At 73.2% G+C, this 20,628-nt stretch carries 17 protein-coding genes; 9 read left to right on the plus strand and 8 right to left on the minus strand.

All coding sequences use genetic code 11. From position 1 onward, the window contains the following. Window positions 1–735, minus strand: a 735-nt coding sequence (locus tag ACIBA9_RS06770) for a hypothetical protein (RefSeq protein WP_399360311.1), incomplete at its 3' end; no start/stop codon positions are given. A gap of 493 nt (window positions 736–1,228) precedes the next feature. Beyond that, on the minus strand, window positions 1,229–2,200 hold the full coding sequence (locus tag ACIBA9_RS06775; protein WP_399360313.1) for a WD40 repeat domain-containing protein: 972 nt from the start codon (window positions 2,198–2,200) through the stop codon (window positions 1,229–1,231). An 88-nt stretch (window positions 2,201–2,288) separates the two neighbouring features. On the opposite strand from ACIBA9_RS06775, the gene ACIBA9_RS06780 reads away from it, so the two are divergent. Then, window positions 2,289–2,954: an SGNH/GDSL hydrolase family protein gene (locus ACIBA9_RS06780; RefSeq protein WP_393900772.1), complete on the plus strand. Its 666-nt coding sequence runs from the start codon at window positions 2,289–2,291 to the stop codon at window positions 2,952–2,954. A gap of 44 nt (window positions 2,955–2,998) precedes the next feature. Here the strand turns inward: ACIBA9_RS06780 and ACIBA9_RS06785 are convergent, their stop codons facing one another. Both ACIBA9_RS06785 and ACIBA9_RS06790 read right to left on the minus strand, forming a co-directional pair. Next, window positions 2,999–3,973 carry a pyridoxamine 5'-phosphate oxidase family protein gene (locus tag ACIBA9_RS06785; RefSeq protein ID WP_399360315.1) on the minus strand — a complete coding sequence of 325 codons (975 nt, stop codon included), beginning with the start codon at window positions 3,971–3,973 and terminating at the stop codon, window positions 2,999–3,001. Window positions 3,974–4,065: 92 nt separating this feature from the next. Next, the gene (locus ACIBA9_RS06790; protein ID WP_399360317.1) at window positions 4,066–4,770 is read right to left on the minus strand and encodes a hemerythrin domain-containing protein; all 705 of its coding nucleotides are present in this window, start codon (window positions 4,768–4,770) and stop codon (window positions 4,066–4,068) included. Window positions 4,771–4,985: 215 nt separating this feature from the next. Here ACIBA9_RS06790 and ACIBA9_RS06795 point away from each other — a divergent pair, with 215 nt between their 5' ends. Beyond that, entirely contained in the window at window positions 4,986–5,162 is a 177-nt protein-coding gene (locus tag ACIBA9_RS06795) for a hypothetical protein (RefSeq protein WP_399360319.1), read from the plus strand. A 36-nt stretch (window positions 5,163–5,198) separates the two neighbouring features. Here ACIBA9_RS06795 and ACIBA9_RS06800 read toward each other — a convergent pair whose 3' ends face one another. Further along, window positions 5,199–9,323, minus strand: coding sequence for a BTAD domain-containing putative transcriptional regulator (locus ACIBA9_RS06800; protein WP_399360321.1), 4,125 nt, complete (start codon window positions 9,321–9,323; stop codon window positions 5,199–5,201). A 244-nt stretch (window positions 9,324–9,567) separates the two neighbouring features. Here ACIBA9_RS06800 and ACIBA9_RS06805 point away from each other — a divergent pair, with 244 nt between their 5' ends. Further along, complete coding sequence (locus tag ACIBA9_RS06805) at window positions 9,568–10,560, plus strand: aldo/keto reductase (protein ID WP_399360323.1); 993 nt, start codon at window positions 9,568–9,570, stop codon at window positions 10,558–10,560. 103 nt (window positions 10,561–10,663) lie between these two features. Here the strand turns inward: ACIBA9_RS06805 and ACIBA9_RS06810 are convergent, their stop codons facing one another. After that, window positions 10,664–12,337, minus strand: a complete 1,674-nt coding sequence (locus tag ACIBA9_RS06810; protein WP_399360325.1) for an FAD-binding dehydrogenase — start codon at window positions 12,335–12,337, stop codon at window positions 10,664–10,666. Further along, the gene (locus ACIBA9_RS06815; RefSeq protein ID WP_399360327.1) at window positions 12,319–13,005 is read right to left on the minus strand and encodes a TetR/AcrR family transcriptional regulator; all 687 of its coding nucleotides are present in this window, start codon (window positions 13,003–13,005) and stop codon (window positions 12,319–12,321) included. The genes ACIBA9_RS06810 and ACIBA9_RS06815 overlap by 19 nt, the downstream gene beginning before the upstream one ends. Window positions 13,006–13,147: 142 nt before the next feature. Here ACIBA9_RS06815 and ACIBA9_RS06820 point away from each other — a divergent pair, with 142 nt between their 5' ends. The 3 genes from ACIBA9_RS06820 (at window position 13,148) to ACIBA9_RS06830 (ending at window position 15,905) form a co-directional block, all read left to right on the plus strand. Then, the gene (locus ACIBA9_RS06820; RefSeq protein ID WP_399360329.1) at window positions 13,148–13,777 is read left to right on the plus strand and encodes an alpha-ketoglutarate-dependent dioxygenase AlkB; all 630 of its coding nucleotides are present in this window, start codon (window positions 13,148–13,150) and stop codon (window positions 13,775–13,777) included. 114 nt (window positions 13,778–13,891) lie between these two features. After that, window positions 13,892–14,638 carry an MBL fold metallo-hydrolase gene (locus ACIBA9_RS06825; protein WP_399360331.1) on the plus strand — a complete coding sequence of 249 codons (747 nt, stop codon included), beginning with the start codon at window positions 13,892–13,894 and terminating at the stop codon, window positions 14,636–14,638. 31 nt (window positions 14,639–14,669) lie between these two features. Then, entirely contained in the window at window positions 14,670–15,905 is a 1,236-nt protein-coding gene (locus tag ACIBA9_RS06830; RefSeq protein ID WP_399360333.1) for a DUF4032 domain-containing protein, read from the plus strand. A 61-nt stretch (window positions 15,906–15,966) separates the two neighbouring features. Here the strand turns inward: ACIBA9_RS06830 and ACIBA9_RS06835 are convergent, their stop codons facing one another. After that, window positions 15,967–16,833 carry a universal stress protein gene (locus ACIBA9_RS06835; RefSeq protein WP_399360335.1) on the minus strand — a complete coding sequence of 289 codons (867 nt, stop codon included), beginning with the start codon at window positions 16,831–16,833 and terminating at the stop codon, window positions 15,967–15,969. A 278-nt stretch (window positions 16,834–17,111) separates the two neighbouring features. On the opposite strand from ACIBA9_RS06835, the gene ACIBA9_RS06840 reads away from it, so the two are divergent. The 3 genes from ACIBA9_RS06840 to ACIBA9_RS06850 are packed head-to-tail and all read left to right on the plus strand — an operon-like array spanning window position 17,112 to window position 20,592. Further along, on the plus strand, window positions 17,112–18,788 hold the full coding sequence (locus ACIBA9_RS06840; RefSeq protein ID WP_399360337.1) for an FAD-dependent oxidoreductase: 1,677 nt from the start codon (window positions 17,112–17,114) through the stop codon (window positions 18,786–18,788). Then, window positions 18,785–20,245: an ATP-binding protein gene (locus ACIBA9_RS06845; protein WP_399360339.1), complete on the plus strand. Its 1,461-nt coding sequence runs from the start codon at window positions 18,785–18,787 to the stop codon at window positions 20,243–20,245. The genes ACIBA9_RS06840 and ACIBA9_RS06845 overlap by 4 nt, the downstream gene beginning before the upstream one ends. Next, window positions 20,242–20,592 carry a UBP-type zinc finger domain-containing protein gene (locus ACIBA9_RS06850; protein ID WP_399360341.1) on the plus strand — a complete coding sequence of 117 codons (351 nt, stop codon included), beginning with the start codon at window positions 20,242–20,244 and terminating at the stop codon, window positions 20,590–20,592. The genes ACIBA9_RS06845 and ACIBA9_RS06850 overlap by 4 nt, the downstream gene beginning before the upstream one ends. Window positions 20,593–20,628: the final 36 nt, after the last annotated feature.

A 20,628-nucleotide genomic window follows, 5' to 3' on the forward strand; every position in this document is an offset into this window, starting at 1 on the left:
CACGGACTCGGAGACCTCGACGCCCCGCGCCTCGAGAACCCGAAGCACGGCCTTCGCCTCGCCCCTGGCCTCGCCCCTCGCCTCGCCCCTGGCCTCACCCTTCGCCTCGCCGTCGGCGTGGACCTTGCGCCACGCCTCCTCCATCACCGTGCCGCTGCCGGGGAAGACCGGGGTGTACACGTCCATCAGCTTCCTCCAGTGATCACGGGCCGGGCCCTCGCCCAGACCAACCTCGATGATTTCCGCCCAGTCCTTGTGGGGCCCCACCACCGGCCCAACCTCATCCAGTATGGCAAGCAGAGCCGGATCCTTGGCGTGGGCGAGCACGGAGAACGCCGTGGCGGGAACGTCCCTCGCCGCCTCCTCGGGGTCGTTGATCACCGGAAGGTTCTTCGGCCCCAGGACGAGCGGGAACACCTCCATGCTGGTGTGGAAACGACTGCCGATGCGGATGGGTTTGGCCGCCCACGCCGCTGTCACCTTGTCCTGGCAGACCACCAGCAGGATCGGCGGTAGGCGGTATTTGGCGTACATATAGGCCAAGTAGTACGTCCAACTGTTGTGCTTGTCCGGGTCCGGCCTTCCCTGCGACTCGACCGCGAGCAGAAAACCTCCCTCCTCGCCGGCCGTGCGAACCCGGAAGAAGCTGTCCACCCGCCGCTCCAACGGCCTGATCTCGGTGAGGTCGGTGTCCAGGAGCTCGATCGAGGTGTACTCGGGGAACGTGATGCCCACCCGGGGCAGGAGGCGGGCGAACAGATCCGGTTCCTTGCGGAAGATCTGATGCATCGTGTCTTGGGGCGAACTGACCATACGGCGAAACTTAGTTGGACCTCCCGGACCTCTGCGGCGCTACGGCGGCGAGCCAGCCGAACGAGTGAATATGCCGCTGAAATATGACTTGAGCGGTCTACGCGAACCGCTGAAGAAAGGCGCGAACGGCTGGCCGAGTTCGCGCCCCGGACCGTCGCCGGGGCGCGGCGCGCACCGAACCGGGCGCGCCCTGAACTCCGCTGCCCACTCGGCGCGTCCCCGGCGGCCGCCGGGAGCCTGGAGATCGGCGCTCCGTGTGCCCTCGACGTCTCGTGACCCCGGCGGGATCGGACCATCGGCGGACGACTACCCGCCGTCCTCACCTCGCCTTCGCGCGCCTCCCACCTCAGGGCCCGCGTTGCCACCGAGGAGCCCTGTCATGCCGGCCGCGCTCGCCCGCGCCGTCGCTCCGCCCTCATCCCCGTCGGCGTCGGCGGCTCAGGCCGAAGAGGGCGAGCGCGCCGAGGGCGACGACCGCCGCGCCGATCTTGACGCCCGTGCCACCGGAGCCGCCCCCGGAGAGGCCCGAACCGCCGCTGGAGGAGGGCGACTTGGCCGCCGGCTGGTCCGGGGCGTCCTTTGCCTGGACCGAGCTGCCCGCGCCCTCGCTGCCGTACATCAGTTTCGTGCCGTCGATCGAGTAGCTGACGGACTCTCCCTGACCCTGTAACGGCACGTCCAGCGTGCCCTTGCGCCGGATCCGGCCGCCGTTGAAGTCGTAGTAGATCCCGCCGAAGTAGCCGCGCACCGCGAGCTGTCGGCCGCTCGGGGAGAACGCGGCGTCCGTGGCCCACAGGTCGACCGCGGCGATCGGCTTGAAGATGTTCGTGCCGGACGTGGAGAGGGTGGCCGGACCCTCGAACAGGTGCCCGCCCTCCTCCTTCTTGTCGATGATGTAGACGCGCCCGGTCTTGGGGTGGACGAGCAGCGACTCGGCGTTCCGCGGCCCGTTCTCGTACTTCACCACGTACTGGGTGGCCGTCACCGTCTGGTCCCTCAGCACCTTCGGCTCGGGCAGCCGGTAGATCCACACGTACGGCCACTTGCCGCCGAGGTTGTCGCCGATGTCACCGAGGTAGATCTCGTTGTGCGGGCCGATCGAGACGGCCTCGACATCGCGTGGCGCGCCGATGCCGCGCAGGGTGACCCGGGCCACGGTCTTCCCGGTGCGGCTGTCCACGGCGTACACGTACGGCCCGTCGTCGCTGTCGTTGTGCGTCCAGTAGACGCCCGGGTGGAGATGTGAGGCGGCCAGTCCGCTGGACTCGGTGATCCGGGGATCCTTGATGGTGAACCCCTGGTCGCCGGCACCGTCGGCGGCGGAGGCGGGAAGCGCGCAGGCACCGGCGAGCAGCACCCCGGCGAGAACGGCGGACGATCGACGCATAGCCCAAGACTGCCATCCCGCTCGGGCGTTCGGACGACGTGGCGGGCCTCACACCCCATCGGGTCCCGCGGTCGTCCATCATGTGCGGATGCTCAGGATGATGTTCGTAGGTGACTCCATGACGATCGGGAGCGCGGGCGAACACACCTGGCGTCACCGGCTGTGGCGAACCCTGTGCGAGACGTACGGCGGCCCCTTCACCTTCGTCGGCCCGCGCGAGGAGCTGTACGACAAGTCGGCCGAGGCCCCGACCTCCCTCGACTACGCCGAACCCGACTTCCCGCGCGCCCATCTGGCGGGCTGGGGTGAGGGCTGGCTGCACATGGCTCCCCTGATCGGCGACGCCGTACGGGCCCACCGCCCCGACATCCTCCTCGTCTCGCTGGGCCTGATCGACCTGGGCTTCTACACCAACGCCGAGCAGACGGCGGAGAACGTACGGTCCTTCGTCGCCGCCGCCCGTGCGGCGAGCCCCCGCGTCCGCATGGTGCTGCTGCCGGTGATCCCGAACATCCGGGCCACGGGGGACGAGGCGTTCGCCGCCCAGGTGGACCACTTCAACGTCCTGCTCGCCAAGGCCGTCGCCGACCTGGACGAGCCCCGCTCCCCGATCCTGCTCGCCTCGCCGCCGGAGTCGTACGACATCCACACCGACACCTACGACGGCACGCACCCCAACTCCCGCGGCGAACACCTGATCGCGCGGGCGTTCGCCGGGGCCATGCGGGAGGCCTGGGGCATCGGGGAGGCGTAGCGGGGCCCCGACAGGGTGCGGGGTGCGCGCGAGACGGCGTCCGCTCAGCCGCCTTCGGGGCGGGCCAGGGCCTGGAAGTCGTCCCATCGCACCCGCGGGCGGCGCAGCTCGTGCTCGCGCAGATAGCGGGCGGTGGAACGGCGGGCGGTGCGCAGGGTGCGCAGCGCGTCACGCCGTCGGCCCGACCCCGTCGGCTCGACCACACGGCGTGGCACCAGCGTCCACCCGTCACCGTCCGACACGAGGTCCCCGCGGATCAGCGCGTTGTGCATGCCGCCCAGCAGTTCGTCGTGCCGGTGCACGAGGAGACTGGCCCGGCCCGGTGCTGCCCCCTCCAGCGCCGACGCGGGTATGGCGAAGCCGTCGGCGGTGACGCGGGGCCGCACACGCGCCAGCAGCGGTGAGCGGTAGGCGTCGCCGGCGCCGAGGACGGCGGTGGGATAGCGGGCGATGAGCCGCGCACCGGGCAGCTCCGGGACCACCGCCGGTGCCTCCTCGCGGGAAGGCTGGTTCGCCGTACGGGCCAGGGGCGGGCGTACCTCCAGGTGGTCCGGTCTGACGGTGATGAACAGGCGCAGGTAGTACCACTCCATGAACCACCGGCCCGGCGCGTTCACGAACGCCCGGGAGTGCGGCTGGCGCCGGAACAGCGTGCGCCAGTACTCGGCCGCCTCGTCGGGTCCGGTGTGGATCTCCTCGGGGCATTCGGCGGTGCCGCTGACGAAGACCTGGGGCGCCTCGGGGTCGCCGCTGCCGGTGGGGTCCGAGAAGAGCAGCGCCACGCGCCCGTCACGGCGCACGTTGAGCGCCTTCTGCGCGAAGGCGAGGCTGGTGGTGATCAGGAAGGTCCCGTCCGGCCTGCGCCAGGCGGCGGTGGGCCAGGTGAGCGGGGTGCCACCGGCGCCGAGCGTAGTGAACTCGCAGGTGCGGTAGGCGTCGATGGTGGCGCCCAGGCCGGCGCTGATCGGATGCATCGACGGCGGGGACGGCTTCGGCTGGTCGGACTGTGTGGGGTGCATCGGTCGGGAGGCCTCGGGCGGAAGGAAGAGGGCGGGGGGAGGGGCAGGGGCGGGGACGGAGGCGGAGGCGGAGGCGGAGGCGGAGGGCATGGTCAGTCGGACTTCAGCGGAGCGCGCAGGGCGTGACAGCGGGCCGCGTACCGGCGTCGGCCCACCAGGCGCCAGAGCAGTCGGCCGGCCAGTGGCGCACGGCCCAGGAACCAGGCCCGCTCCTCGGGCGTGGCGTCCTCCAGAATGGCGCCCAGCGCCAGCAGCACCTTGTTCTTCGGCAGCGTCTCCAGCCCCCGCCGTCCCACCGCGTCCCACTCGGCGACGGTGAGGTGCTCGGCCACCAACGGCAGGACCAGGCGCTCCTCGTCGTCCAGGTGCTCGCTCAGCGCGTCCCGGTGCGCGTCGAGGACGTCGGCCAGCGCGAGGCCCGTCACCCGGTCGGCGCCGGTCCGCCAGTCGGCGAGCATGGCCGGTATGTGCTCCAACGACGCGTCCAGAGCGAGGTGCTGACGTTCCATCCGGTCCACCAGCTCCTCGCGCGCATCGGCACGCACGCGCAGCAGCGGCCAGATCAGCTCGTCCTCCAGGTGGTGATGGTGAACGAGACCGTGGACGTACTCCCGCGCGTAGTCGGCGACCAGCCGGGCCCGCGCCGCGTCACCGGGCGCCACCGCCCGCACGAGCCGGGGCAGGAGTGTGGCCTCGCGCCGGAACACCCGGTGCACGATGACCATTTCGTGCGTGTACGGCCGGCCGGGGACGACGGCGGGCAGGGCGGAGGTGGCGGGTTCGGTGCTGGGCGGCAAGGTCTTCTCCAAGCGGGATGAACTGTTCCCGCGCAGCGTCACAGGGCGGCTTCTACCGCCGTTCGACGACCGGTCGACGCTCCCCTCGGCCGCCGTGGATCCCCCGTCGATCACCCGTAGACCGGGTGCCGGGACAATGTTGCCGTTCACACCGACCAGCGCACCGGTGCCCGACCGCACCGGAACGCCGCACAGCAAGGGGGACCGGGCCGCCGATGTCCAGACGCAGCATTTTCCGGATCCGCAGGATCCACATGTTCCTCGGGGCGGCGCTGCTGGGCGCCACCGTCCTACTCGTCGCGGCCGGTGCCCTCGCGCAGCCGCACACCTTGACCCGCGCCAACAGCTGGTGGCAGTGGAACAGCATGGGCACGGACCACGACCCCTCGTGAGCGCCCCACGGGCGCCGTTCCGGCCGCCGGCCCAGGTCAGCCGGCCGGTACGGCGTCCAGCAGGGCGCTGATCTCGGCGACCTCGGGCAGACCCAGCCGGGCGCAGCCGTCCCGGGCCCGCTCCAGACAGTCCCGGGCCGCGGCGAAGTCACCGAGGTCCGTCCTTATCCTGCCGAGGACCACCAGGCAGTGCGCCGCGTCCCGGACGGCGCCCGCCTCCTCCAGCGCGGCCAGCGCCCGCCGGGCGTGCTCCAGCGCCGGCCGTGGCGCGCCGAGGGCCCGCAGACTGTCGGCCATCCGGAAGCGTGCCTGCGTCCCGTGCCCGCGCAGCCCCGCCTCCTCGGAGACGGTGAGGCAGGCGGTGAAGCGGGTCACGGCCTCCTCGTAGCGGTGCAGCGCGTGCAGAGCCAGCCCCAGGACGTACAGCGTGAAGGCCCGTACGACGTCGTCGGGGCGGGTGCGCAGCCGCCACAGCACCGACTCGCAGGCGGTGACGGCCTCGTCGGCGCGACCGCTGCGCGCTCGGGCCAGCGCGGCGTTGACCTTGGTCACCAGCTCGCCCGAGCGGTGGCCGAGCCGGCGGGCGAGCGCGAGTGCCTCGTCGTAGTGGCCGACGGCCTCACCGTGCCGGCCCAGATACGAGGTGATGAGCCCCAGGTCGTTGTGGGCCTGGCGCAGGACCACCAGGTCCCCGGTCTCCCGGCAGGCGTCGGCCGCCGCGCGGGTCGGGGCCTCGGCCCGCGCCGGCTGTCCGGCCGCCAGCCCATAGGTGCCGAGCAGGAAGCGCGCCCGGCCCTCGGTACGGCGGTCCTGGAGCCGTACGGCCGCCTCCGCCAGCCGGTGCACGGTGGGCAGCACCTGCCCGAGCCGTGGGTCGGGGCCGAACGGCGACAGCGCGATGAGCAGGTCCACGGCCCGCCGCAGAGCCGTCCCGCCACCGGGCTCGGCGCCGGTGATCTCGGGGTGGCCGGTGCGCAGGACGTCGTCGGCGATCCGGCCGGCGAGCGAGAGCGCCGCCTCGCACTCCTCGACCGCCCACCGCTGGGCCGCCTGGAGACCGGTGAAGGTCAGCCCCGGTACGGCGGTCTCCGCGAGCGCCCCGGTGACCGGGTCGTCGGGCACCGCGTGCCGGAACGCCTCACGGGCCGTGGCCAGCAGGAAGTCGAGCTGGCGGTCCGCCACCAGCGCGGCCTCGCGGGGGTCCTCGGTCTGCGACTTGTGCCGGGCGAACAGCTTGAGCAGGTCGTGGAAACGGTAGCGGTCGGGGCGCGGCGCCTGGAGTACGGCGAGGTCGACGAGGCTCTCCAGCAGGTCTCCGGTCTCGGGCTCCGCCGTGGCGAGCACCGCGGCCGCCGTCGGGACCGTGACGTGGGCGCCCTCCAGGAGAGCCGTCCGCCGGAAGGCCCGCGCCTGGTCGGGCGTCAGCTGCCGGTAGCCCAGCTCGAAGGTGGCCCGCACCGCGAGGTCGCCGGTGCGCAGCTCGTCGATGCGCCGGTGCTCGACCTGGAGCCGTTCGCCGAGGGTGCCGATGCTCCAGCCGGGACGGGCCGACAGCCGGGCGGCCACGATCCGCACGGCCAGCGGGAGGTGTCCGCACGCGTCGAGGACCTCCCGGGCGGCGACGGGCTCGGCGTCCACGCGTCGCGGATCCGTGGTGCGGGCCAGCATCCGCAGCGCCTCGACCGGGGTCAGCACGTCCAGGTCCTGCTGGAGGCAGGCCGACAGCGAGGTGAGCCGGGTCCGGCTGGTGACGAGCACCGCGCAGTCCGGTGTGCCCGGCAGCAGCGGCCGGACCTGGGCGGCGTCCCGCGCGTCGTCCAGGACGAGCAGCAGGCGTCTGCCGTCCACGGCGGAGCGGAAGAGGGCCGAGCGGGCCGCGAGTTCCTCGGGCAGGGCACGCGGGTCGATGCCGAGCGCCGTGAGGAAGTCGGCGAGCACCGCTTCGGGCGCGGCGGGGCGGGTGCCGTTGCCGCGCAGGTCGGCGTGGAGCTGGCCGTCGGGGAAGGCGTGCCGCGCCAAGTGGGCGGTCTGCACGGCGAGCGAGGTCTTGCCCACACCCCCCATCCCGGACAACGCGACGACGGCCGGCGCGGACCGGTCCCGCTCGACAAGCACCGAGGTGAGCCGCGCGAGCAGTTCCTCCCGCCCGGTGAAGTCGTGCAACGCCGGCGGCAGTTGGGCGGGGTCCGGGGGCGGGGGAAGTTGCGCGGACGCGGAGGCAGTCCCTGCGGGGGCGGGCAACGGGTGGGCGGGCGCGGACGGAGACTGCACCGGAGCCGGGGGAAGTTGCGCGGGCGCGGAGGAAGACACCGCCGGGGCGGCCAACGGGTCGAGGGGCACGGACGGAGACCCCGCGGGCTCGGGCAACGACCCGGCGGACACCGACGAGGGCCGCCCGGACACGGACAACGACTCTGCGGGCGCGGACCGAGACTGCACCGGAGCCGGGGGAAGTTGCGCGGACGCGGAGGAAGACACCGCCGGGACGGCCAACGGGACGGCGGGCACGGACGGAGACCCCGCGGGCTCGGGCAACGACCCGGCGGACACCGACGAGGGCCGCCCGGACACGGACAACAACTCGGCGGACGCGGGGAGAGACTCCCCGGACGCGGACAACGACTTTGCGGGCGCGGACGGAGACTGCGCAGGAGTCGGGGGAAGTTGCGCGGACGCGGAGGAAGACACCGCGGGGGCGGGCAACGGGTCGAGGGGCACGGACGGAGACCCCGCGGGCTCGGGCAACGACTCGGCGGACACCGACGAGGGCCGCCCGGACACGGACAACGACTCTGCGGGCGCGGACGGAGACCCCGCGGGCTCGGGCAACGACTCGGCGGACGCCGAAGGACACCCCGCAGACGCAGACAACGACTCGGCGGACGCCGAGGGAGACTGCGCGAGCGCGGACAACGACTCGGCGGACGCGGGGACAGGCCCCCCGGACTCGGGCAACGACCCGGCGGACGCGGAAGGAGACCCCGCGGACGCGGAAGATGCCTGCCCGGCCAGGGACCGAGGCTGCGCGGCAGGAGGCAATGACTCGACGTCGGCCGACGAAGAGCGCCCGGGCGCGGGCGACGGCCGCCCCGGCCCGGAGGAGAGCGACGCGGGCGCGGACGACGGGTGCCCCGCCGCCGAGGCAGCCCGTGCCGGTGTGCCGGGAAGCGGTGCCGGTGGCCGAGGGTCCGGCCCCCGGTCGTCCTCGGTGCGCCCCGGGCCGCCCGCGGTGACGTCCACGGCACCGCGCGCAGAGCCCACGCCCCCACCAGCCGCACGCGCCGCAGGCCTTCCCTCACCGCCGCTCGACGCGACCTGCGCGCCGCCCACCGACCCCACGCCCCCGCCCGCCGAACCGGCACCGGGCGGAGCGGCCGGACCGGGTGCAGCGGAGGTGGTCGCATCGGCCGTGTGGCCGTCGGCCAGGGCGATGCGCAGGGCGCTGCCGACCGGGGCCGCTCGGAGGATGCTCTCGTGCAGTGACGTCAGGGCGGGGCCGGGCTCGATTCCGAGTTCGTCGGCCAGGACCCGGTGCGCCCGGCGGAACGCGGCGAGCGCCTCCGCCCGCTTGCCCGCCTGGTACAGCGCCCCCATCAGCAGGGCGTGCGGGCGCTCGCGCAGCGGATCGGCGGCGATCAGCTCGATCAGCTCGCCGACACAGCCGTCGCCGCGCCCGCCGCGCAGGTCCAGGGCGATGCGCTGCTCCAGGACGTCCAGCCGGAGCGCGCGCAGGCGCCGCCGGTGCCGTTCGGCGAAGGGGCCGGGCATGCCGAGCAGCGGGTCGCCTCGCCAGAGACCCATGGCCCGGCTCAGCAGCGCTCGGGCCCGGTCCGCCTCGGCGGCGCGCAGGGCGGTAGCGGCCTCGGCCGCCAGCCGCTCGGCCGTCGGCGCGTCCACGGCCTCGTCCGCGACGGCCAGCTGGTAGCCGTCGCCGCGCGAGAGCAGTACGGAAGGGGACGCCGGGTCCGCTTCCAGCAGCCGGCGCCAGCGCCAGGCGTAGGTGCGGACGGTGTTCATGGGGCGCCCCGGCGGGCGGTCGCCCCACAGCGCCGCCAGCAGGTCGGTCGCGGACGCCGTCCTGTCCCGGCTCAGCAGGAGCACCGCCAGCATGGCCTGCTGCTGCGGCGGCCCGGGGGCCAGCTCGTCCGTTCCGCGACGCACGCTCAAGGGTCCGAGCAACGAGAACCGATGTATCCCCACGCACGCCTCCGCAAGGCCTCCCGGGCCCTGGACACGGCCCCCCGATCGCGCTGAGCCTACCGATGGCCGGAAACAGCCCCCAAGGCGTCGCGCTCACCGGCGAGTCGGGGCCTCGGCGTCACCGGCGGGGCGTTGGGCGCGCCGGACTCCCGCGCTCCGGACGGCGCTTGCCTAGAGCGCACTCCAAGCCGTTGGCTAGAGGACCATGAAGTACACGCAGCTTGGACGCACGGGACTCAAGGTCGGCAGGCTCGTCCTCGGGACGATGAACTTCGGGCCGGAGACGGACGAGGCCGACAGTCACGCGATCATGGACGCGGCGCTCGACGCCGGCATCAACCTCTTCGACACCGCCAACGTCTACGGCTGGGGCGAGAACAAGGGCCGCACCGAGTCGATCATCGGGAACTGGTTCGCCAAGGGCGGCGAGCGCCGCGACAAGGTCGTGCTGGCCACCAAGGTCTACGGCAACATGGCCGCCGGGGGCGAGGCCTGGCCGAACCACGACAAGCTCTCCGCGCTGAACATCCGACGGGCCGTGGACGCCAGCCTGAAGCGGCTGCGCACCGATCACATCGACCTCTACCAGTTCCACCACGTCGACCGGGACACCCCCTTCGAGGAGATCTGGCAGGCGGTCGACACCCTCGTACAGCAGGGGAAGATCCTGTATGTCGGGTCCTCCAACTTCCCCGGCTACAAGATCGCCCAGGCCAACGAGATCGCGGCCCGCCGCGGCGGCACCATCGGCCTGGTCAGCGAGCAGTGCCTGTACAACCTCGCCGAGCGGCGCGCCGAGATGGAGATCATCCCGGCCGCGCGGGAGTACGGCCTCGGGGTCATCCCGTGGTCGCCGCTGAACGGCGGTGTGCTCGGCGGTGTGATCAGGAAGCAGGTGGAGGGCGGTCGCCGCGCCTCCGGGCGGGCCGCCGACGCCCTCGCCGACGCCGCCACCCGGGCGCGGATCCAGTCGTACGAGGACCTGCTGGACAAGCACGGCCTGGAGCCCGGCGAGGTCGCCCTGGCCTGGCTGCTGACCCGGCCCGGCGTGACCGGTCCGATCGTCGGCCCGCGCACCGCCGGGCAGCTGGAGTCGGCGCTGCGGGCGGTGGAGCTGGAGCTGGGCGAGGAGCTGCTGGCCGAGCTGGACGAGATCTTCCCGGGTCCGGGCCCCTCGCCGGAGGCCTTCGCCTGGTGACACCGGAAGGGACGGCACTGCCCCGGTAGGGGGCGGGGGGGGGGGGGGGGGGGGGGGGGGGGGGGCGCCCCCGCCCCCCCCCCCCCCCCACGGGTCTCGCCGGTCAGGCCGTCGCGTGTGCCGCGGCCCGTCCCGCCGCCCGTCCGGAGAACAGGCAGCCGCCGAGGAAGGTGCCCTCCAAAGCGTTGTAGCCGTGCACTCCGCCACCGCCGAAGCCGGCCACCTCGCCCGCCGCGTAGAGCCCGTCGACCGGCGAGCCGTCCGTGCCGAGGGCGCGGGAGTCGAGGTCGGTCTGGATGCCGCCGAGGGTCTTACGGGTCAGCACGTGCAGCCGGACCCCGATCAGCGGGCCCGCGGCCGGGTCCAGGAGGCGGTGCGGGGCGGCCACCCGGCCGAGCCGGTCGCCGATGTAGCGGCGGGCGTTGCGCATGCCCTGGATCTGGGAGTCCTTGCTGTAGGGGTTGGCGATCTGCAGGTCCCGGGCCTCGATCTGCCGGCGTACCTCGGCCGCGTCCAGCAGCGGCTTGTCGGTCAGCCCGTTCATCTTCGCGACCAGCTCCTCCAGGGTGGTCGCGGTGACGAAGTCCGCTCCGTGGTCCAGGAAGGCCTGCACCGGGGCGGGGGCGCCCTTGCCGAGCAGCCGGTCGCGCAGGACGGCCTTGCGGTCCCTGGCGGTGATGTCGGGGTTCTGCTCGGAGCCGGAGAGCGCGAACTCCTTCTCGATGATCTTCCGGGTGAGGACGAACCAGGAGTGGTCGTACCCGGCGATGTCCTCCGTGGTCCGCAGATACCTGAGCGTGCCGAGGGTGTCGTAGCCGGGCAGGCAGGGGTCGGGCAGCCGGCGGCCGAGCGCGTCGAGCCAGAGGGAGGACGGGCCGGGCAGGATCCGGATGCCGTGGCCGGGCCACACGGGGTTCCAGTTGCCCAGCCCCTCGGTGTAGTGCCACATGCGGTCGCGGTTGACCAGACGTACGCCGGCCTCGGCGCTGATGTCGAGCATGCGGCCGTCGACGTAGGCCGGCACCCCGGTCACCATCCGGGCGGGGGGCGTACCGAGCCGCTCGGGCCAGTGGCGGCGCACGATGTCGTGGTCGGCGCCGATGCCGCCGGTCGTGACGATCACGCACTGGGCGGTGAGTTCGAAGTCGCCGATCCGATCGCGGCCGGAGGCGACACCGCGTGGTGAGTCGTCGGCGGCGAGGACGGTGCCGCGCACCCCGCGTGCCGTGCCGTCCTCGACGACCAGTTCGTCCACCCGGTGACGGTGGTGGAAGGTGAGCAGACCGTCCCGGGCGGCCTGGCGGGCGTAGGCCACGAAGGGTTCGACGACTCCGGTGCCGGTCCCCCAGGCGACGTGGAAGCGGGGCACGGAGTTGCCGTGCCCGTCCGCGCGCAGGTCTCCGCGCTCGGCCCAGCCGACGGTGGGCAGCAGCTCGATGCCGTGCCCCTGGAGCCAGGCCCTCTTCTCCCCGGCCGCGAACTCCACGTAGGCGCGGGCCCAGCGCACCGCCCAGGAGTCCTCGTCCTGGAGCCGGTCGAACCGGGCGCTGCCGCACCAGTCGTTCCAGGCGAGGTCGAAGGAGTCCTTGATGCCGAGGCGGCGCTGTTCCGGGGAGTCGACGAGGAAGAGGCCGCCGAAGGACCAGAACGCCTGGCCGCCCAGGTTGGCGGCGTTCTCCTGGTCGACCAGGGCCACCCGGCGGCCCCGGCTGGTGAGTTCGTGTGCCGCGGTCAGGCCGGCGAGGCCGGCTCCGACGACTATGACGTCCGCGTCCATGGCGGCTGTGTCCTTCCCTGAGGCTGCTCGTGGCCGGACCGCCCCGGTGCCGGCGCGGGGACGGCGCCGTCCGTGAGCAGGGCGGTGAGCAGCTGCTTGAGCCACACCCGGGCGGCTTCCACGTCCCGGTCGAGCAGCAGTTGGGTGGTGACCCCGTCGTACGCGGCGACCACGGCGTGCGCGGCACCCTCGGCGTCGGCGAGCACGGCGGGCAGTTCGGTATGGCCCCGGGCCCGGGAGAGCCGGTCGGCGATGGCCTCCCGGAGCCGGGCGCGATGGTCGAGGAGGGCGCCGGCGACGCCCGGGTCCCGGGCGGCGTGCACCAGGAAGTCGGTCTTGACCAGCAGCCAGTCCACATCGAGCAGGAGCACCTCGGTGACGCGGTCCACCGAGGCGGGCACGTCGAGGTCGGGGCCCTCGCGGGCGAGCGCGTCGGCCACCTGGGAGGCGATGAGGTCGGCGCGTTCCCGGTAGAGCGCGAAGAACAGCTCGTCGAGGGTGGCGAAGTTCGAGTAGAAGGCGCCCCGGCTGAACCCGGCCGCCTCACAGATCTCCTCGATCGAGACCCGGCCGAAGCCCTTGGCGGCGAACACCTCGAACGCGGCGTCCAGCAGTCTGGCCCGGGTGCGGACCCGGCGCCGGGTGACGCGCCCCGGTGACTCCTGCATGGTGGTGCCCCCTCACGTTTGATACGCGAATGTATCCGATACACCGATGTATCGAAAGAGCCGGGCGCACGGCCGGACGGCCCCGGGCGGGCGCCGGTGATCGAATGCGAACGCATTTTCGATTAAGGAGTACGCTGGGCCCATGTCCATGCACCTCCAGGGCTCCCTGTTCGACCAGACCGACGAGCTGCGGCCGGCGCCCCTCGACCGGCTGCAGCGGACCCAGCTGGGCTCCGGCGCCTGGATCGACGTCCTGCCCGGCTGGCTGAGCGGCGCCGACGCGCTGTTCGAACGGCTGGTGGCGGACGTCCCGTGGCGGGCGGAGCGCCGGAAGATGTACGACAACGTGGTGGCCGTACCCCGGCTGCTCGCGTTCTACAAGGCGGACGACCCGCTGCCCCACCCGGTCCTGGACGAGGCGCGCGACGCGCTGTCCCGGCACTACGCCGCCGAGCTGGGCGAGCCGTTCACCACCGCGGGCCTGTGCCTCTACCGCGACGGCCGGGACAGCGTGGCCTGGCACGGGGACCGCATCGGGCGCGGCGCCCGGGTGGACACCATGGTCGCGATCCTCTCGGTCGGCGCACCCCGCGACCTGCTGCTGCGCCCGGCGGGCGGAGGCGGCGCGACGGTACGGCGCTCCCTCGGCCACGGCGACCTCATCGTCATGGGCGGCTCCTGCCAGCGCACCTGGGAACACTGCGTCCCCAAGACCACCCGGGCGACGGGCCCGCGCATCAGCGTCCAGTTCCGGCCTCGCGGAGTGCACTGAGGAGGCCGCGCCCGGGGCGTCGACGGGGCACGGGGTACGGTCCGCCCGCACGCACCGGCGGCGCGTCTGGTTGGCTGTCCGTGACGATCAGCTGTTCCATGACCCGGGGAGATCATGACCGTGGACGTACGCCAAGTGGCCGACGACACCTATCTGGTGCACGGCCACCACACCAACTGGGTCATCCTGAAGGACGGTGACGCCGTCACGCTGGTCGACACCGGCTACCCCGGAGACCGCAAGGGGTTGCTGGAGTCCCTCGCGGCGGTGGGCAGTTCACCCGAGGCGGTCACCGCCGTGCTGATCACCCACGCGCACAACGACCACCTGGGATCGGCCGAGTATCTGCGCGCCGCCCATGGCACCCCGGTCTATCTGCATCCGGCCGAAGTCCCGCACGCCCGCCGCGAGTTCCTCCAGCAGGCCACCATCGGCGACGTGCTGCGCAACGTCTGGCGGCCGGGCGTGCTCCCGTGGGCGGTGCACGCGATCCGCGTGGGCGGCATCGAGAACCACCCCGTGACCGCGCCCGAGCCGTTCCCCGGCGAGGGCCCGCTCGACCTGCCGGGCCGGCCGGTCCCGGTGCACACTCCGGGCCACACGGACGGGCACTGCGTCTACCACCTGCCCGCCGCCGGCATCGTGATCTCCGGGGACGCGCTGGTCAGCGGGCACGCGACCTCGCGGACCCAGGGTCCGCAGCTGCTGCCCGACTTCTTCCACCACGACCGCGCGCGGGCGCTGGCCTCCCTGGACCCGATCGCCGCGCTGGACGGCGACACCCTGCTGCCCGGACACGGGCCGGTCCACCACGGGTCCGTGCGCGCGGCGGCCGAGCAGGCCCGGGAAAGAGCCTCGTAGAACACCGGCGCGGGGCCTTAGGGTGCATGCCATGGCCTTGCGGATCAACGCCACGAACCCGGAGCATCCCGCCCTTCTGCTCGCCCTGCCCTGGCATCTGCCCCTGGAGGAGTGGCCCGAGGAACACCTCGTGCCACTCCCCCGCGGGATCTCCCGGCACGTGGTGCGCTACGCGCGCGCCGGCGACGAGGTGATCGCCGTCAAGGAACTGGCCGAACGGCCCGCGCTGCGCGAGTACCAGCTGCTGCGGGACCTGGACCGGCTCGGCATCCCCGCCGTCGACCCCCTCGCCGTGCTCACCGGCCGCGTCGACGGCCGCGGCGCCCCGCTGGAGCCGGCCCTGGTGACCCGGCATCTGGGCGGTTCGATGCCGTACCGGTCGATGTTCGAGACCACCATGCGCCCGGCCACCATGCACCGCCTGATGGACGCGCTCGCCGTCCTGCTCGTCCGGCTGCATCTGACCGGGTTCGCCTGGGGCGACTGCTCACTGTCCAACACCCTGTTCCGGCGCGACGCCGGCGCGTACGCGGCGTACCTGGTCGACGCCGAGACGGGGGAGCTGCATCCTCGGCTGAGCCCCGGCCAGCGGGAGTACGACCTGGACCTTGCCCGGGTGAACATCAGCGGCGAGCTGCTGGACCTGGAGGCGTCGGGGGCCCTGCACCCGTCCGTCGACCCCGTCGAGTTCGGCCATGAGATCTGCACCCGCTACACCGGGCTGTGGCAGGAGCTGACCCGCACGTCGGTGTACCCGGCGGGCAAGTACCACTACATCGAACGCCGGATCCGCCGGCTCAACGCGCTCGGCTTCGACGTGGCCGAGATGCGGATCGAGCAGTCCGGCGACGGCGACACCGTCACCTTCGTACCGAAGGTCGTGGACGCCGGGCACCACCAGCGCCAGTTGCTGCGGCTGACGGGCCTGGACGCCGAGGAGAACCAGGCGCGGCGGCTGCTGAACGACCTGGAGAGCTGGATGGCCACCCAGGACGACCACGCGCCCGGCGATCCGCTCGCCGCCCGCCCCGAGGTGCTGGCCCACCGCTGGGTGCGGGACGTCTTCCGGCCCGCCGTGCGCTCGGTACCGCCGCGGTTGCGCGGTTCCATGGACCCGGCCGAGATCTACCACGAACTGCTCGAACACCGCTGGTACCTGTCCGAACAGGCGCGGCGTGACATCGGCCTCGACACCGCCGCCGAGGACTACGTCCGCAACGTGCTGCCCCGCGCCCGGGAGACCCTGGAGCCCACGCCACCCGCGTGACCGGCTCCGGGCGCGGCCGCCACGGCTCGCCCGGCCCGGACGCCCGGCCCGCGTGGCGCGGTCAGTCGTGCGGGATCACCGCCACCGGGCAGTCGGCGTGGTGCAGGACGCCGTGCGCGACCGAGCCGATCCTGGCGCCCACGGCCGTACGGTGCGCCCGGCGTCCGACGACCATCAGCTGGGCCCGGCCGGCCAGCGACAACAGCACCTGACCGGCGCTGCCCATCTCGATGTGCTCCGCCACGGGCACGCCGGGGAACCGTTCCCGCCAGGGCTGGAGCGCCTCGGCCAGCGCCTGTCTCTCGTACGGCTCCAGACCGCCCGCGTCGTCCAGCAGCTTGAGCGAGCCGGGGCTGTAGGCGAAGACCGGAGGGAGGGTCCACGCGCGCACCGCCCGGACGACCGCGCCACGGGCCGCCGCCGTCTCGAACGCGAACCGCAGGGCCGCCGCGCTGTCCTCGGGGGCGCCGTGCTGGCCGACCACGACGTCCCGGCCGGCGGCCTCCGCCGCCGCCTGGTCGCCGGCGCGCACCAGGACCACGGGCCGCGACGCCTCAGCGATCACCTGCTGGCCGACCGAGCCCAGCAGGAACCCGACGACCGGGCCGTGCCCACGGGAGCCCAGCACCAGCATCTCGGCCTCCGCCGCCGCCCGGGCCAGCAGGTGCGCGGCACCCCCCTCGACCACGTCGACGCTCACCTCGATACCCGGGTGCCGTTCGGAGACGGTGCGCACGGCCTCGGCCACGCCCTGCGCCACCCAACCGCGCTGGGTGTCCCGGTCGGCCGTGGCGAGCATCTCGGCGTACCGCCACACATGCAGCACGCGAAGGGTCACGCCCCGGCGCACGGCCTCCCGGGCCGCCCAGTCCAGCGCGGCCAGGCTCTCCTCGGTACCGTCCACCCCTGCCGTGATCGGGCGTGCCATGCGCGGGCCTCCTCGTCGTCGCGATCTCCCGGTGCTGGTGCCCACTATCGGGCACCGGCGCGCGGCGGCACGACGACCTCGCCGCTGCGGTGGGTACGGGCCGCCACGCGAGCCCGGGGGCGGCAGGCTCCGGGTGGGCGCGGAGCGTCGGGGCAGGTCACGGCTCCCCGCCGGATGCCGGGGCGAACCCGGTCGATCGAACATACGATGGGGTCGAGCCGGTGCGGTGGTCCTCGCACCACCGACCCGTGCGAACCGACGCTCGGGGTGGGAGACGTATGGCACAGGCCGCCGACGCAGCGCGGACCGTCATCCTGACCGTGGACGACGACCCGGGGGTCTCCCGTGCCGTCGCCCGCGATCTGCGGCGGCGCTACGGCGAGTCGTACCGGATCGTGCGCGCGGAGTCCGGCGAGTCCGCCCTGGAGGCGCTGCGCGAGCTGAAGCTGCGCGGCGATCTGGTGGCGGTGATCCTGGCCGACTACCGCATGCCGCAGATGAACGGCATCGAGTTCCTGGAGCAGGCGCTCGACGTGTACCCGGGGGCGCGGCGGGTGCTGCTGACCGCGTACGCGGACACCAACGCGGCGATCGACGCGATCAACGTCGTCGACCTCGACCACTATCTGCTCAAGCCCTGGGACCCGCCGGAGGAGAAGCTCTATCCGGTGCTGGACGACCTGCTGGACGCGTGGCGCGGCAGCGCCTACAAGCCGGTGCCCAGCACCAAGGTCGTCGGGCACCGCTGGTCGGCGCGCTCCTCCGACGTGCGCGAGTTCCTCGCCCGCAACCAGGTGCCCTACCGCTGGTACTCGGTGGAGGAGCCGGAGGGCGGACGGCTGCTGGCGGCCGCCGGACAGGACGGGCAGCGGCTGCCGCTGGTGATCACCCCGGACGGCACCGTCCTGGTCGAGCCGGAGGCGCCGGAGCTGGCGGCGCGGGTGGGCCTGGCGACGATGCCGACCTCCGACTTCTACGACCTCGTCGTGATCGGCGGTGGACCGGCCGGGCTCGGGGCGGCCGTGTACGGCGCGTCGGAGGGGCTGCGGACCGTGCTGGTGGAGCGGTCGGCGACCGGCGGGCAGGCCGGGCAGAGTTCGCGGATCGAGAACTACCTCGGCTTCCCCGACGGTGTCTCCGGCGCCCAGCTCACCGACCGCGCGCGGCGGCAGGCGACCAAGTTCGGCGCAGAGATCCTCACCGCGCGCGAGGTCTCGGGTCTGGCGGTCAACGGCGCCGCGCGCGTCGTGCGGTTCGCCGACGGCTCGGCCATCGCCGCGCACAGCGTCATCCTCGCGACCGGCGTGCAGTACCGGCAGTTGGAGGCGGACGGCTGCACCGGACTCACCGGCTGCGGCGTGTTCTACGGCTCGGCGCTGACGGAGGCGAGCGCCTGCCAGGGGCAGGACATCTACATCGTCGGCGGCGCCAACTCGGCGGGCCAGGCGGCGATGTACCTGTCGCGGGGCGCGAAGTCGGTGACGCTGCTGGTACGCGGCCCGGACCTGACGGCCTCCATGTCCTACTACCTGGTCCAGCAGATCAACGAGGCGCCGAACATCTCGGTGCGCTCCCACACGGTGGTGGACGCGGCCCACGGCTCGGACCACCTGGAGCAGTTGACGCTGCGTCACACGGTGACCGGGGAGAGCGAACGGGTCGACGCCCAGTGGCTGTTCGTGTTCATCGGGGCCGCCCCGCTCACGGACTGGCTGGGTGAGACGGTGCTGCGCGACGGGCGCGGGTTCATTCTGGCCGGGCCCGATCTGACCGCCGACGGGCGCCCGCCGGACGGCTGGGAGCTGGACCGGCCGCCGTACCACCTGGAGACCAGCATTCCCGGCGTGTTCGTGGCGGGCGACGCGCGCGCGGAGTCCGCCAAGCGGGTCGCGTCCGCCGTCGGAGAGGGAGCCATGGCCGTGATGCTCGTCCACCGGTATCTGGAGCAGTCATGAGCGGGCAGCCGATGCCGTGCAGTCCACACGAGGTCAGCGCGCTGTTCCTCTTCGAGAAGCTGAGCCCCGAGCAGCTCGGGCGGCTGTGCCGCGAGGGGCGGGTGGAGCTGTTCCAGCCCGGGCCGGTGTACACCGAGGGTGACCCGGCCACCTGCTTCTTCGTGATGATCGAGGGGACGGTCGTGCTCTCCCGCCGGGTCGGCGGTGACGACGTCGAGGTCTCGCGCACCTCCCAGCGCGGGGTGTACGCGGGCGCGATGCAGGCCTACCTCGGCGACCGGGTGCGCCAGGTCTACAACAACTCCATGCGGGTCACCGAGCCGACGCGGTTCTTCGTGCTGCCGGCGGACATCTTCGCGGACGTCATGCGCGAGTGGTTCCCGATGGCCGTGCACCTGCTGGAGGGCCTGTTCTTCGGGGCGAAGAGCACCCAGGCCGCGGTCGGCCAGCGGGAACGGCTGCTCGCGCTCGGTTCGTTGTCGGCCGGGCTCACCCATGAACTCAACAACCCGGCGGCCGCGGCGGTCCGGGCCACCGCCACGCTGCGGGAGCGCGTGGCGAAGATGCGGCGCAAGCTCGCCCTGATCGCGGAGGGCCCCTTCTCCCGGGACTCGCTGGCGGGCCTGATGGAGATCCAGGAGCGCACCGCCGACCGGGTCGCGAAGGCTCCCGCGCTCAGCCCGCTGGAGGCCTCCGACCGGGAGGACACGCTCAGCGACTGGCTGGAGGAACACGGGATCGACAACGGCTGGCAGCTCTCCCCCACCTTCGTGCAGGCCGGACTCGACGTCGACTGGCTGGAGCAGGTCGCGGCGGGGGTGGACGAGGAAATCCTGCCCGGTGCGATCGGCTGGCTCAACTACACGGTCGAGACCGAGCTGTTGATGAACGAGATCGAGGACTCCACCACCCGGATCTCCCATCTCGTCGACGCGGCCAAGCAGTACTCGCAGCTGGACCGGGCGCCGTTTCGCGAGGTGGACGTGCACGAACTCCTCGACAGCACGCTGTTGATGCTGTCCGGCAAGCGGGGACCCGGCATCCGGCTGGTCAAGGAGTACGACCGTACGATCCCGCCGGTGCCCGCCTATCCGGCGGAGCTGAACCAGGTGTGGACCAACCTCATCGACAACGCGGTCTCCGCCATCGACAGCGCGGGCGGCGAGGGCACCCTGACCGTGCGGACGGCGCTCGACCACGACCTGGTGCTGGTGGAGTTCCGGGACACCGGCCCCGGTGTACCGCCGGAGATCAAGGGCCGGATCTTCGATCCGTTCTTCACCACCAAGCCGGTCGGCGAGGGCACCGGGCTGGGCCTGGACATCTCCTGGCGCATCGTCGTCAACAAGCACCATGGCACGCTGCGGGTCGAGTCGGTCCCCGGCGACACCCGCTTCCAGGTGCTGCTGCCCCTGACCGCCGAGACGCCGGCGGAGGAAACGGAGGAACCGGTATGAGCACCGTCAGCGGAATCGACCCGAGCGTCCCGCCGAGCGGCACGGGCTGCGTGGAGTGCGAGGAGGCGGGCGGCTGGTGGTTCCATCTGCGCCGCTGCGCGCAGTGCGGGCACATCGGCTGTTGCGACGACTCCCTCGCCAAACACGCCACCGCCCACTACCGCGCGACGGGGCATCCGGTCATCCGCAGCTTCGAGCCGGGCGAGGGCTGGTACTGGGACTACGCCCGCGACGAACTGTACGAGTCCGGCCCCCCACTCGCCCCGCCCACTGCCCATCCCGAGGACCAGCCGGTGCCGGGTCCGGCGGGCCGGGTACCGGCGAACTGGCCGGAGATACTGCGCTGAGGCGGCCGCTTTTCCACGCGGGACCGCGGCGGTCCG

Origin of the sequence: Streptomyces sp. NPDC051452, from assembly GCF_044454765.1 — a bacterium.
GTDB lineage: Bacteria > Actinomycetota > Actinomycetes > Streptomycetales > Streptomycetaceae > Streptomyces.